The following is a 13,652-nucleotide window of genomic DNA, read 5'->3' on the forward strand; positions in this document are numbered from 1 at the left end:
CGATCGGCTTCTAGACGTCGGCGACTGGCTCCGGCCGCATAGAGTGAGGCCTATGTCTGTCTCGATGTCTCGTCGTGCCCTGCTCGGCGCCGGCGCCGCCGGTGGCGCCGCGACTTTCCTCGCGGGCCCGGCCGTCGCGTCGGCGGCCACCAAGCCGCGGGCCGTGCGTGCGCTGGAGGACAAGATCCAGGCCGGCATGGCCGCGTACGGCATCCCCGGCGTGGCGTACGGCCTGCGGTACCGGGGAGCCGCGTACACCGGTGGCTTCGGCATCACCAACGTCGACGATCCCGAGCCGGTGGACGCCGACACCGTCTTCCGGGTCGGCTCGACCAGCAAGACCTTCGTCGGCACGGCCGTGATGCGGCTGGTCGAGCGCGGCCGGCTGGACCTGCACCGCACGGTCCGCAGCTATCTGCCGGACTTCCGCACCTCCGACCCGGCCGCCTCCGCCCGGGTCACCGTGCGGGAGGCGCTCAACCACAGCGCCGGCTGGCTCGGCGACTTCTTCCTCGACACCGGCGAGGGCGACGACGCGCTCGCCCGGTATGTGGCCGCCATGGCCGAGCTGCCGCAGCTGACGCCGCCCGGGACCGTGATGGCGTACAACAACGCCGCCCTCGGGCTCGCCGGCCGGCTGATCGAGAAGGTCACCGGGCGCACGTTCGAGAGCGCCGTGCGGGCGCTGGTGCTCGACCCGCTGCGCCTGCGGCACAGTGCCTACACCCTGTCCGAACTGCCCGGAGTGGCGGTCGCGACGTCGCATGTGCCGGGACCGTCCGGTGAGCCGATCGCGTACCCGCCGGCTTTTCACGTCTGGCGCAGCCTCAACCCGGCCGGCGGCCTGATCTCCAGCGCCCGCGACCAGCTGCGCTGGGCGGACTTCCACCTCGGCCGAGGCCGGCCGCTGCTCTCCCGCGAGTCGCTGCGGCGGATGCAGTCGCGGCCCGGGCCGGGCGGCACGCTCTTCGTGGAGACCGACGGGTTCGGCGTCACGTGGATGCTGCGGCCCACCGCCGAGGGGCTGAAGGTCGTGCAGCACGGCGGTGACTGGGCCGGTCAGCACTCCGGCTTCCTGATGGTTCCGGCCCGCGACTTCGCGCTCACCGTGCTGACGAACTCCGAATCCGGGCCGGCGCTGCTCGCCGAGCTGTTCACCGACGACTGGGCGCTGAGCCGGCTCGCCGGGGTGCACAACCTGCCGGCCAGGCCCCGCTCGCTGTCCGACGCCGAGCTGGCGCCGTACACGGGCACCTACCACAGCGAGCAGATCAGCCCCGACGGCTCGACCGCGGCCCTCGACGTCGAGCTGGTCGCCGACGCGGGCCAGCTGATCCTCCGCGTGCAGGGCGTGGACGCGGGCCGATTCGCGTTCTACCGCAGGGATTACGTGCTCGCGCTGAACCCGGACGGCACGTCCGCCTACCTGCGCGCCAACTTCCTGCGCGGCGCGGGCGGTGCCGTCGACTGGCTGCGATACGGCGGCCGGCTCTTCCGCCACGGCGCGACCACCCGGGCCGGCCGGGGCACGTCGATGCGCGTGCCGCTGCGACCCAACACTCTGCCCATGCCGTAACGGGGGAGCTCGATACCGGTGCCGTGATTCAGCGTCGGCTCAGAGGGAGGCGGCCAGCTTGCGGAGCTGGTCGGCGGCTCCGGAGCTGAGCGGGTCGCCGTGGCCGGGCAGGATCGTCTTGACGTCCAGCGCGGCCAGCCTCTTGATCGAGGCCGCGGCCTGGGCCGCGTCGGCGGTGTACTGCGGATCCGAGCCGGCCAGGCCGTCGGTCGTGCGTAGCGCGTCGCCCGCCACCAGCGTCCCGGTGGACGGGTCGAACACCGAGACGTGCCCGGCGGTATGCCCGGGCGTGCCGATGATCTGCAGGCCGAACACTTCGTCGCCGTCCTTGACCGGCTTGAGCGCGGTCTCGGAGGTGATGCCGGAGACGTCGGCCTCGCCGGCGTACCAGGTTGCCTTGACCTGTGGCTGCACCCCGCCCAGGCCGCCCGCGTGGTCGCCGTGCTTGTGCGTCAGGATGACGTGCTTGACGGCCGCCCAGCCGGAGCCGGCCGCCTTGAGCCCGTCGCCGATCGCGGCGGCCGAGCCGGCGGTGCCCAGGTCGACGATCGCCACCTCGCCACCCCGCACGAGCAGGTAGGCGGAGACGAACGACAGGTTGACGCGCCGCCAGTCGCCGCCACCGCCACCGCCGGCTGGGGAGGGCGGCGGAGCCGTGGACGGTGCCTGAGGTGAGTCAGCGGAGGAACACCCCGAGAAGACCGCCACCCCGAGCACACCGGACCCGGCGCTGAACAGCAACTGACGTCGCGTGAGCATCCTCCATGCCTATCACGCGACCCCTTGAATCCTGCGGCTTTCGCAACATAGCATCGAAGGACATCACTTTGAAACGTTTAAACCTCCGCAGTCCACCTAGGAGGAACGACGATGCACCCTGCCCTCAACCTGGTCACCGCCGTCTCGATGTCCCTCACCCCGGTCCCGGCCGCCGCCGGCGATCAAACCCTCGGCGGGGCCCACTGGCTGTGGTACCCCGAGGGGAACCCGGCCGTGAGTGCCCCCGCCGCCACCCGCTTCCTGCGCCGCGCCTTCACCGTCCCGGCCAGCTCCGGCAACGACGCCCGGCTCGTCGTCTCCGGCGACGACGCCGTCGACGTCTGGCTCAACGGCACCCATCTCGCTCGCAGCGAGCCGCGCCGGGCGTCCTCGGTGGACCTGGCCGCCGCTCTGGTGGCCGGGCCCAACACCCTCGTCCTCGCCGCCCGCAACGAGGCCGGACCGGCCGGCGTCGTCGGCCGCATCCACGTCCCCGGCACCACCGACATCGTCACCGACGCCTCCTGGCAGGCCGCCCAGGAGGTGAACGAGAGCCTCGACGGCGCCTGGACCGCGGCCCGCGACCTCGGCGCCTACGGCATCGCGCCGTGGCGGCACACCATCGCCGCCGCCACCGCCCGCGCTCCGATCGCGGTCACCGGGCTGACCACCGAGCGCCGCACCGACCCGATCGGCATCGACGCCTCCCGTCCCCGCTTCGGCTGGCGCCTCACCGCGGGCGCGCAGGGCGCCTACCAGATCCAGGTCGGCACCCGGGCGGGCTCGGGGAACGTCTGGAACAGCGGACGGGTGGCGAGCAACCAGTCCGCCGGCGTCGTCTACGGTGGACCGGCCCTGCGGGCGAACCGCACCTACCACTGGCGGGTCCGCGTCTGGGACACCCAGGGGCAACCGGGCCAGTGGAGCTCCGGTGCCCGCTTCGACACCGGCCTCACCGACGGCTGGACGGCCGATTTCATCGGCGCGCCGGCGAGGGCGTCGGTCGACGGCGCCAACTGGATCTGGTATCCGGAGGGCGATCCCGCCGTCGAGGTGCCCGCCGCGACCCGCTACTTCCGGCGCACCTTCCCGGCCGCCGCGGCCGGGCGGGCCACCCTCGTGGTGACCGGCGACGACACCGCGGACGTCTGGGTCAACGGCACGCAGGTGAGCACCTCGCGCCGGGCGGTCGACTCGTGGAAGCGGGCGAGCACCGCCGAGGTCGACCTGCGCGCCGGGTCGAACACGATCGCGATCGCCGCCGTCAACACCACGGCGGGGCCGGCGGGGGTTCTCGCGCGGCTCGGCGCGATGCAGCTCGGCACGGTGGTCACCGACGGGTCATGGGTCGCGTCGCGGACCGCTCCGGCCGGCTGGGAGCAGCCCGGCTTCGACGACTCCGCCTGGCCGGCCGCACGGGTGGCCGCGGCGTACGGCGGCGGCCCGTGGGGACGGCAGGTCGTGGTGCCCAACCCGGCCCCGCACCTGCGCAAGGCTTTCACCGTCGACCGCAAGGTCGCCCGCGCCCGCCTCTACACCACCGCGCTCGGCCTGCACGACACCTACCTCAACGGCGTCCGTGTCGGCGCCGAGCGGCTCGACCCGGGCTGGACCGACTACACCGAGCGCCTGCAGTACCGCGGATACGACGTCACCGCGCAGCTCGTGCGGGGAGCCAACGCGCTGAGCGCGGTGATCGGCAACGGCTGGTACTCCGGGAGCCTCGGCTTCGCCGGGAGCCAGCGGTACGGCACGCAGCCCTGGTATTCGGCGCAGCTGATCGTCGAATACACCGACGGCAGCACCGCCACCGTGGCCACCGACGGTTCGTGGCGGACCGCCCCCGGTGCGATCCGGGCGGACGACCTCTACGCCGGCGAGGACCAGGACGCGCGGGTCCGCGTACCCGCCGACGACCGTGACTGGACCGCCGTGACCGTCTCCACCGCGACGAAGCCGCAACTGGTCGCCGCGCCGGACCCCGGCGTGACCGTGCAGCGGGAGATCCGGCCGGTCGCGATCACCGAGCCGGAGCCGGGCGTGTTCGTGGCCGACCTCGGGCAGAACTTCGCGGGCTGGAACAGGCTCCGGGTACGCGGACCGGCCGGCACCCGGATCACGATGCGGCACGCCGAGATCCTCGACGCCGACGGCACCATCTACACCGCCAACCTGCGCGCGGCCCAGGCCACCGACACGTTCACGCTGGCCGGGACCGGCGCCGACGAGGTCTTCGAGCCGCGGTTCACCGTGCACGGCTACCGATACGTGGAGATCACCGGCTTCCCGGGCACGCCGACCGCGGAGAATCTGACCGGGCTGGCCGCCTGGACCGACGGCGCGGAGACCGGCACCTTCACCACCTCCGACCCGCTGGTCAACCAGCTCCAGCACAACATCGTCTGGGGCGCCCGGTCGAACCTGCTGTCCATCCCGACCGACTGCCCGCAGCGCGACGAGCGGCTCGGCTGGACCGGTGACATCGCCGCCTTCGCGGCCACCTCGACGTTCAACTTCGACACGCACGGCCTGCTCGACAAGTTCACCACCGACCTGACCGACGCGCAGCACGCGGACGGCGCCTTCACCGACGTGGCGCCGGACGTGCTGGGCGGCGCGGGCAAGGCCGGGTGGGGCGACGCCGGCGTGATCGTGCCGTATCAGGTCTGGCAGCGGTACGGCGACCTGCGTCCCGCCGACCGCAGCTTCCCGGCGATGGCCCGCTGGGTCGACTACCTGCGCTCGACCGCGGGGGCCGACCTGATCCGCGACCACGAGACCTTCGGCGACTGGCTCAACGTGGACGACCCGACGCCGAACGACCTCACCAGCACGGCGTACTTCGGCTGGTCGGCAAGGCTGGTGTCGCGGATGGCGGCGGCCACCGGCCGGACCGCTTCCGCCTCGCAATACGGCGATCTGGCGGACCGGATCGCCGCGGCGTTCACCGCTCGGTTCGTCCGGCCCGACGGCACGGTCGGCACCGACAGCCAGACCGGGTACGTGCTCGCGCTCGCCTTCGGTCTCGTCCCGGCGGACCGGACACAGGCGGTGGCCGACAAACTGGCCGCGAAGGTGGCCGCCCGCGACGGTCACCTGTCGGTCGGGTTCATGGGCGTCGAGGGGCTGCTGCCGGTGCTGGCGGAGCACGGGCACCTCGACACCGCGTACCGGATCCTGCAACAGCCGGACTATCCCGGCTGGGGCTACATGAACAGCCGCGGCGCGACCACGATCTGGGAGCGCTGGGACGGGATCCGGCCGGACGGCTCGCTGCAGGACCCGGGGATGAACTCGTTCAACCACTACGGCCTCGGCTCGGTGGGGGACTGGCTCTACCGGACCGTCGGCGGTGTCGCCCCGGCGGCGCCCGGATACCAGCGGGTGCTGATCGCGCCGCAGCCCGGCGGCGACCTGACCAGCGCCTCGTCGGACCTGACCACGGCGTACGGCCGCACCCGGAGCTCGTGGACGCGTGGTGACGGGAAGCTGACGCTGCAGGTGACGATCCCGCCGAACGCGACCGGTGTCGTCCGCCTGCAGGGGGTGAGCGAGGCACCGGCCGAGGCGGTCGCGCTGGGCGGCGGCTCCTACTTCGTACCCTCCGGTTCGTATTCCTTCACCGCGACCTAGCGAACCTTCTGGAAGGCTCACCCGTCACTTGAGCATGACAGGACGGGAACCGACCGATGAGTCGTAGCGACGACGAGTTCGCGGAGTTCGCCGCCGCGGGCTTCCACCGGCTGCGCCGCGCCGCGTACCTGCTGACGGGACACCATCAGCAGGCCGAGGACGCGGCGCAGACCGCGCTGGTGCGCACGTACGCGGCGTGGTCGCGGGTGCGGCGCAAGGACCCCTACGCGTACGCGCGCCGCGTGCTCGCCAACCACATCACCGACCAGTGGCGGCGGCCGATCCGCGAGACCGCCCAGGAGGAGCTGCCCGACTTCCCCGGCCGGCGGGACATGGCCGACGGCGTGGTGCAACAGCAGTGGCTGCTCACCGCCCTCGGCACGCTGGCGCCGCGCGAACGCATGGTGGTCGTGATGCGCCACTACTTCGACATGACGGTCGAGGACGTCGCCACCGAGCTGGGCATCACCTTCTACCGGAGCGCCGAGGCGCCGGACACGCTCGGCTTCCGCGGCTGCTGGGCCGGGCCGGACGGCGCGGTCGACGCCGACGACTGCTACGTGTCCGGGATGGAGCCGGACCGCACGCCGGGCTTCCACTCGATCAGTGTGCCGCAGAACATCAACGGGCAGGACCAGCCGATGTTCGGCTACTTCGTCGGCCCGGCCGAGAAGATTACCGCGAAGAAGGACGGGAAGACGATCACCGCCGAGACCGCGGTGTGGAGCGAGGACCCCGACATCGTCATGTTCTGGTTCCCGTTCGACCAGTACAGCCCGTCCGAGATCAAGAGCGACGCGAACGGGAAGTTCGCCGGCGCGCCGGAGCTGACCGGCTGGGCCGCGGCCGACGAGGACGGCACCAAGCTGCCCATCGGCGATCCGCAACCGGCCGCCGGGTGACAATGGACGGATGAGATGGCTGGTGGCCGGCGGCGTCGCGGCGGCGGTGCAGATGATCGCCTTCGTCACCGTCGCCGGCCACACCCGTCCCGGCTACGACCCCAACCGCAACTGGATCAGCCAACTGTCGCTGGGCCCGGGCGGCCTGCTGAACGACCTCAATCTGGCGCTCTGCGGCGTGTGGCTGGTGCTGTGCGCCATCGGCCTGCGCAGGGTGACGGCCGCCCGCCTGATCCTGCTCTGCGGCGTCTGCCTGATGGCGCTGGCCGTCCTCCGCACCGACCCGGGCATCGGGTACCCGCCCGGGGTGACGCCGGTCCGGACCTTCGTCGGCACCGCCCATCAGCTGGTGTCGGTGGTGCTCGGCGTCGCCGGGACAGCGGCGGCGGCGCTGCTCGGGCAGGCGATCGGCCGCCGTCGCACCGGCCTGGTGGTGGCCGCGGTGATGGCGGTGTCGTTCGTGGCCGGCAGCGTGCTGGTGCTGCTGGACGCGGGCGGCGTGCTCCCCGGCGCGCCGAGCGGCCTGCTGGAACGGGTCGCGCTCTTCGCCGGCTTCGGCTGGATCGGCCTGGTGAGCGCCACCCTGGCGACCGGCCCGGACCGGTCGCCGGAGGGAGCCGCTACAGCCGCACCGGCAACGAGCTCAGACCTCGGATCAGAATTCCCGGCCGCCAGCTGAGATCCGCGCCGGCCGGGCGCAGATCCGGGAAGCGGTCCATCAGCTTGGTGAAGGCCACCTGCGCCTCCAGCCGAGCCAGCGGCGCGCCCAGGCAGTAGTGGATGCCGTGACCGAAGGCCAGGTGTGGGTTCTGCGACCGGTCGAGCACCACGTCGTCGGCGCCGGGGAAGCGCTGCTCGTCGCGGTTCGCCGAGAGCAGCACGACGAGGACGACCGCGCCGGCGGGCACGGTGGTGCCGCCGATCTCCAGCGGCTCGGTGGCGATGCGGAACGTCGAGGTCTCCACCGGACCCTCGAACCGGAGGAACTCCTCGATCGCGCTCGGCAGCAGGCCCGGGTCGGCGCGCAGCCGCTCCCACCGGGACCGGTCGGTGAGCAGCACGTGCGCGCCGTTGCCGATCAGGTTGACCGTCGTCTCGTGGCCGGCGATCAGCAGCAGGAAGACCATCGAGGACAGCTCGTCCTCGGTGAGGCGGTCCTCCTGGTCGCGGACACCGATCAGGCCGGAGAGCAGGTCGTCGCCGGGGGTCTCGCGCCGTTGCGCGATCAGCGCCTTGATGTACGCGATCATCGCGGTCAGCGCGCCGGGCCGTTCCTTGTCGAACTGAGCACCGTTGACGAGCACATTGGACCACGCGCGGAAGTCGTCGCGGTCGTCGGAGGGGATGCCGAGCAGCTCACAGATCACCTGGATGGGCAGCGGGAACGCGAACGCGTCGATCAGGTCGACCTGCTCGCGGCCGGCCATCCCGTCCAGCAGCTCGTCGGTGATCTGCTCGATGCGCGGGCGCAGCGCCTCGATCCGCCGTGCGGTGAAGGTCGCCGACACCAACCGCCGCAGCCGGGTGTGGTCGGGCGGGTCGACGGCCAGCATGTGGTGGGACACGGCCGCGTTGACCGAGCCGCCGGGAACCGCGTGGACGGCCTTCGACAGGCGGGGGTCGGCCAGTGCTTTGCGGGCGTCGTCATAGCGGGTGACCAGCCACGCGTCGAGGCCGTTGGGGAGGCGGGCCAGGCGGACCGGTCCGGTGCGGCGCCACTGCGCGTAGACGGGATGCGGGTCGGCTCGGAACGCCGGGTCGGTGAGCACCTCTTCGATGGCCATCCATCGGAGTATGCCGGGTTCGCGGGCGGGCTGGTGTTCACTTGTGGAGTGGATCGTCAACGACTCAGCAGCATCGCGCACTCGCATCACCCGATCGCGGCCCCGATCTCCGGGGTCAGCGTCAACCGGCTGTTGCGGCGTGCCGACCGGCAGCCGGCGGCGCGGATCCTCGACCTGGGCTGCGGCGAGGCGGCGTGGGCGCTGCAGTGCCTGGCGCTGCTGCCGGACGGGCACGCGGACGGGGTCGACCTCAGCCCGTACGCAATGGAGCGCGCGGCCGAGGCGGCCGCGCTGCGCGGCTTGGCCGACCGGCTGACGCTGCACGAGCGCGACGCCCGCACCTTCGTCGCCGACGGCCACCACGACCTGGTCATGTGCGTGGGTTCGACGCACGCGTTCGACGGCTTCGCCGGCACCCTCGACCTGGCCGGCCGCCACGTGCACCCGGACGGCGTGCTGCTGGTCGGCGAGGGCTTCTGGCAGGTCCCGCCGACCTCGGCGGCGCTGGCCGCGCTCGACGCCGGCCCGGCCGACTTCACCGACCTGGCCGGCCTGGTGGACGTCGCCGAGAAGGGCGGCTGGACCCCGGTGTACGCGCACGTCAGCGACGCCGCCGAGTGGGACGACTACGAGTGGTCGTGGGTGGGCTCGCTCACCGGCTGGGCCCTCGACAACCCGGGCCACCCGGACGCGGTGGAGGCGCTGGCGGCGGCCCGCGAGCACCGCGACCAGTGGCTGCGCGGCTACCGCGGCGTCCTCGGCTTCGCCACCCTCGTCCTGCGCCGGGCCTGATTCAGTCCTCGGGGTCGGGACCGCCCCCGTTCAAAATCTCCGTCGCCTGGGCGATGAACCTGTTCGACGCGGCGACCGCCTCGGTCAGGCTGTCCCTGATCTCCTGCGCGAGGCCCGTGTCGATCGCCTGCCGGAGCCAATCCGCCTGCTGCTCGAGGACCTTCCGAGCGGCTTCCAGCCGCGCGGTCGGGTCATGGAGTCGAAGGATCGACTCCTGCAACTGCTTGCCCACCCGGTTGGCCTGGACCTCGTCGGCGAGGTTCTCGTATCTCGTCATGATGTCCCGGCCGGCGCTCTCGGCGTCGTCCAGTGCCCGTTGCGTCTCCGGCGTGGGTTGTTGCTTGTGGGCGGCCTCGGCCGCGGCGATGGCCTCGACGGCGGCGGTCGCCCCCTCGACGGTGGCGCGGTAGTCGGCGGCCTTCGTCCGGCCGCGGATCAGCTCGTGGAGTTCCTCGGTCTTCCGGCCCGCCTCGGTGAGCTTGCCGAGCGGCTCCGCGCCCGACGCGTTGGCCTTGACCGCTCCGTGGACCGCGTCCTTGTGGACCGCCCACTTCGCCGCCAGCTTGGCGGGCTTGATGCCGGTCCGGGTCAACTCCAGTCGGATGATCCGGAACTCGATCAGTGCGTGTTCCACCTCGTGACGGGCATGTTCGGTCGCCGCCGCGAAGTCGGCGATGGTCGGGTAGTCGGTGAACAGAGCCAGATGTCCGATGTCGATCTGCCACCGGCCGGCCAGGAATTGCGAGGTGTCGCCGTCCACCGCCCGGCCGCTCGGTCGCAGGAGGCCGCTTTCCGGGAACTCGGCGATGACCGCGCCGATCAGCAGATCCGCGCGCTGATCGGGTGAGGCGCTCGGCCAGTCGTTGTGGAGCACCTCCAGCATTCGCGCCGCGATGCGATCGGACTGCGGGTCGGTCTTGGTTCCGCGCGGCGCCGGCCGGCTGCGGCCCATCATCGGCGATTCGCCCCGCTCGTTCGCCGGGTCGACCACGCGGCCGTCCTCGGCGGGCAGATGGCGGTCGCCCGGGCCTTCGGTGCGCGCCGGCCCCGCCACCGCGTCCCCGGCCATCACCTCGCGCGGCTGGCTCTTCGGGAGGAACGCGACCAGCGGCTCGGACGTCTCGTGCTTCTGCCGGATCCCCGAGTCCGCCTTCGGGTCGTGGCTGTCCGGGCTGTCCTTCTTCCAGCTGGTGTGGTCGCCGTGCTCGACGTTGATGCCCATCGACCGCAGCTGGTTGATCACCCCGCGCCGCACGTGGTCGTTCAGCGGCTGCCCGTCCGGCCCGGTGATCTCGAACAGATCGTGGTCGCCGCCGATCTCGTTGAAGTCGCCCGTCAGCGGGTCGACGATCTTGAGGACGCCGCCCTCCATCCGCAGGATCCCGTCCTTGGCCAGCCCGGCGTACTCCTCGCTGTACTTCTTGAATTCGGCCGAGCGCTCGGCGTGCCGGGCGTCGATCGCCGCCCGCTCGGCCGGCAGCAGCACGTCCAGCACATCCTTGGTGGGCATCGTCGGCTCGAAGAAACCGACCTTGCCCAGCCCGTCGTGCGGCCCGCCGATCATCAGGTCGACCCGGTTGACGGTCTTCGCCTTGATCAGCTCGGGCTTGGCCACGCCGCCGCCGGCCAGCACGTCGAGCGATGCGGTGTTCGTCGGCCGCACCTTGATGACCACGTTGAGCACGTCGGCGACCTGCTGGAAGCCCTCGGCGCTGGCCGGCGGGATGCCGTTGTCCAGCAGCATCTGCTTCGGTGACCGCGGCCCGAAGACGTCCGCGTTGGCCGGCGCCGGCTCGGGATGGAAGGCGGCGGGCGCGGGTACGCCGTCCTGGGGGAGCGCGCCGTCCTCGTCCGGCCGCTGCTCGGCCGTGTCCTCGTGAGTGGGGGCCTCGGGCGTGGACTCGGCGGCCTTCTTCTTCGCGGCGGCCCGATCCCGGTACTTGCCGCCCGCCTTGCCGGCGAGGGTTCCGGCCAGCGCCTTCAGGACCTCCTCCATGGTCAGCCCGTAGTCGCCGGTGAGCACCTTCGGCGCGTACAACCCGCCGGCGAAGCCGCCCACCTCGCGCGCGCCGACCTCGAGCCAGGTCTTCGCCGCGGCCCCCGCGGCCGCCTTGACCTCGAACTCGGCGGCCTCGATCACGATCTTCTCGCCCGCGCCGGTCATGGCGGCGACCTCGCGGGAGAGCACGGTGGTCACGCCGGACTTGGCGGCCGCGCCCGCGGTCGCCTTGGCCGCGGGCTTCATCACCGCCGCGGCGACGCGGCCCATCAGCTCCTCGCCGAACTTGGCGCCGCCCGCGCCCAGCGCCCCGCCGAGCACATCCGCCTTCAGGTCGTCCCAGCCGTAGTCGCCCATCTTGATCACGAAGTTGCTCGCCACCGTGGCGGCGATGTTGAGCGCGGCGGTCTGCAGGAACGCGGCGAGCCCGGCGCCGGCGCCGGGAATCGCGAAGGCCAGCGCGAGGGACACCGCGAAGCTCAGCGCACCCTGGATCTCGGCGAGCACGCGGGCGTTGTCCGCCTCGTACGCGTCGGCGTCGCCGGTCAGCGTGGCACGCAGCCGGCGCATCTCCCGCAGCAGCCGCTCGCGCTCACCCGGATCGGTGGTGGCGGCGAACCGCTGGTTCATCTTCTCCAGGTCGTCGCGGGTGCGCTTGAGCAGCTGCTGCGTCTCGGGGTCGTCGCCCCAGGCCCGCACGTCGCCGGTCAGGCCGCGATGCGCCATCGTCACGTCGTACTCGTTGATGCCGCCCTTGCTGAGCCACTCCGCCTGCGCACCCGACGTGAAGTCGGCCGGCTTGTCGAGCAGCTCGCCCACCTGCGCCGCGTCTCGGGCGCGGACCAGCCCGCCGAAGGCGGCCATGAACTCGCTGCTCTGCGCCTGCTTCGCGTCCGCCGTGCTGCCGTCGCCGGTCCGGCCGAACAGCTCCCTCTTCAGATCACGGCCTTCGCCCGAGGCGTTGTACCGCTTGACCAGCGCCTCGATCGCGGCACCGTCCTTCTGCCCGCGCAGGATGTCCTTGACCTTGGCGACGTCCTTCTTGGCGACGGCGTGCCGCAGCTCGGTCACCTCGGACGCCTCGCCGTTGGCCACCAGGTCGTCGATCAGCAGCTCGTCGGCGTCGTCGGCGCTCGTCACGATCCGGTCGAACGACCGGCCGCCGTCGCGGAGCCGGTCGTAGGCCTGCTTGTACCGCTCGATGTACTGCTGGCCCAGCCGGGACGCCGCCGCCTCGGGGTCGGCCAGGAGCTCCTGCTGACGGTCCGGCGGCAGGTTGGGGGCATCGATCTTCAGGTCGCGCCGGGCCAGCTCGCGGAACGACCGCAGCTGCTCGACGATGGTGGAGGCCTTGACCTTGCCGGCCTTCTCGTCGGCGGCCAGTTGCGCGGCGGCCGCCTCGATCAGGTTGGCGCTGCCGGCCACGTTCCACCGGTCGGTCAGCGCCCGGATCGCTGCGGCGTCCTCCTTACCGAGCGTCCTGGCAAGCTCGGCGCCGAGCGTGTTGCCCGGGTCGCCGTGCTGCTGGTCCATGATCGCGCCGAGCCGTTCGGCGACCGCCGCGCCCGCGCCTCGCCCGGCGTTGGCCGGGTCGGCGAGCGCTTCCGCCTTGTTCAGCTCGACGATGGCGGTGATGCCACCGGTCAGCTTGCGCCGCTGCTCGTCGCGCTTCTGCTTCATGATCAGCGCGTATCCGCCGACCGAGGGGCCGTATCCGGCGAACTCGGCCGCCTCGGCGTCCTCCTTGTTCAGCGCCTCGATCTGCCGACGTTTGTCCTCGATCGCGACGGCGTCCGCCTGGGCGGTCTTGCCGAACCTGAGCTCGGTCACCCGCACCAGCTGCAGCCCTTTGAGCCGCAGGTTCAGGTCCCGGGCCATCGCCGGCGGGCCGTACTTGGTCTCGTAGACCGCGTCGATCGCCCGGATCTCGCTCTCCGGCCGCCGGAACAGCGCCATGACGCGTTCCCGCCGGTCCTCGTTGAGGTCCTTGCCGAGCAGCTCGTGCAGTTCGATCGCCGTGGCCTCGAGCTGGTTGGCGTTGGCGCCCTGCTCACGTGCGGCGATCATCCGGGCGGCGATCTCCGGCGGGTACGCCCGCATCCGCTCGATCTCGGCCGGCGGGAAGGGTTCGGCCTTGGTGCCGCGCATCAGCTCTTCGAGACGCGCACGCTGGTCGTGCGTAAGGTCGGCCTAGCGTCACGAGGTGC

8 protein-coding genes are annotated in these 13,652 nt (G+C 72.3%); 5 read left to right on the top strand and 3 right to left on the bottom strand.

Translation table 11 applies throughout. The features are described from left to right. The first annotated feature begins 52 nt into the window (after positions 1-52). Positions 53-1,576, top strand: a complete 1,524-nt coding sequence (locus tag AB0M20_RS06885) for a serine hydrolase domain-containing protein (RefSeq protein WP_364294946.1) — start codon at positions 53-55, stop codon at positions 1,574-1,576. A 39-nt stretch (positions 1,577-1,615) separates the two neighbouring features. On the opposite strand, the gene AB0M20_RS06890 is transcribed toward AB0M20_RS06885, so the two are convergent. Further along, entirely contained in the window at positions 1,616-2,335 is a 720-nt protein-coding gene (locus AB0M20_RS06890) for an MBL fold metallo-hydrolase (protein WP_364294949.1), read from the bottom strand. Between the two features lie 111 nt (positions 2,336-2,446). On the opposite strand from AB0M20_RS06890, the gene AB0M20_RS06895 reads away from it, so the two are divergent. From AB0M20_RS06895 to AB0M20_RS06905, 3 genes are read left to right on the top strand one after another with little or no spacing between them, the layout of a single operon-like run. Beyond that, the gene (locus tag AB0M20_RS06895) at positions 2,447-5,968 is read left to right on the top strand and encodes a family 78 glycoside hydrolase catalytic domain (protein ID WP_364294952.1); all 3,522 of its coding nucleotides are present in this window, start codon (positions 2,447-2,449) and stop codon (positions 5,966-5,968) included. A gap of 56 nt (positions 5,969-6,024) precedes the next feature. Then, a complete protein-coding gene (locus AB0M20_RS06900; RefSeq protein WP_364294955.1) occupies positions 6,025-6,870 on the top strand; it encodes a SigE family RNA polymerase sigma factor in 846 nt (281 codons plus the stop codon). Positions 6,871-6,880: 10 nt separating this feature from the next. Continuing rightward, positions 6,881-7,549, top strand: a complete 669-nt coding sequence (locus tag AB0M20_RS06905; protein WP_364294959.1) for a DUF998 domain-containing protein — start codon at positions 6,881-6,883, stop codon at positions 7,547-7,549. On the opposite strand, the gene AB0M20_RS06910 is transcribed toward AB0M20_RS06905, so the two are convergent. Further along, entirely contained in the window at positions 7,491-8,654 is a 1,164-nt protein-coding gene (locus AB0M20_RS06910) for a cytochrome P450 (protein WP_364294962.1), read from the bottom strand. The two genes, AB0M20_RS06905 and AB0M20_RS06910, sit on opposite strands and share 59 nt — an antisense overlap. 48 nt (positions 8,655-8,702) lie before the next feature. On the opposite strand from AB0M20_RS06910, the gene AB0M20_RS06915 reads away from it, so the two are divergent. Continuing rightward, a complete protein-coding gene (locus AB0M20_RS06915; protein ID WP_364294965.1) occupies positions 8,703-9,446 on the top strand; it encodes a class I SAM-dependent methyltransferase in 744 nt (247 codons plus the stop codon). 1 nt (position 9,447) lies between these two features. Here AB0M20_RS06915 and AB0M20_RS06920 read toward each other — a convergent pair whose 3' ends face one another. Then, positions 9,448-13,593, bottom strand: a complete 4,146-nt coding sequence (locus tag AB0M20_RS06920) for a hypothetical protein (RefSeq protein ID WP_364294968.1) — start codon at positions 13,591-13,593, stop codon at positions 9,448-9,450. Positions 13,594-13,652 lie beyond the last annotated feature (59 nt).

The organism is Actinoplanes sp. NPDC051633 (genome assembly GCF_040681735.1).
In the GTDB taxonomy this organism is placed as follows: domain Bacteria; phylum Actinomycetota; class Actinomycetes; order Mycobacteriales; family Micromonosporaceae; genus Actinoplanes.

Coding starts and splice junctions, on each gene's coding strand:
- AB0M20_RS06885 (WP_364294946.1), top strand. CDS start 53: ATGTCTGTCTCGATGTCTCGTCGTGCCCTGCTCGGCGCCGGCGCCGCC.
- AB0M20_RS06890 (WP_364294949.1), bottom strand. CDS start 2,335: ATGCTCACGCGACGTCAGTTGCTGTTCAGCGCCGGGTCCGGTGTGCTC.
- AB0M20_RS06895 (WP_364294952.1), top strand. CDS start 2,447: ATGCACCCTGCCCTCAACCTGGTCACCGCCGTCTCGATGTCCCTCACC.
- AB0M20_RS06900 (WP_364294955.1), top strand. CDS start 6,025: ATGAGTCGTAGCGACGACGAGTTCGCGGAGTTCGCCGCCGCGGGCTTC.
- AB0M20_RS06905 (WP_364294959.1), top strand. CDS start 6,881: ATGAGATGGCTGGTGGCCGGCGGCGTCGCGGCGGCGGTGCAGATGATC.
- AB0M20_RS06910 (WP_364294962.1), bottom strand. CDS start 8,654: ATGGCCATCGAAGAGGTGCTCACCGACCCGGCGTTCCGAGCCGACCCG.
- AB0M20_RS06920 (WP_364294968.1), bottom strand. CDS start 13,593: ATGCGCGGCACCAAGGCCGAACCCTTCCCGCCGGCCGAGATCGAGCGG.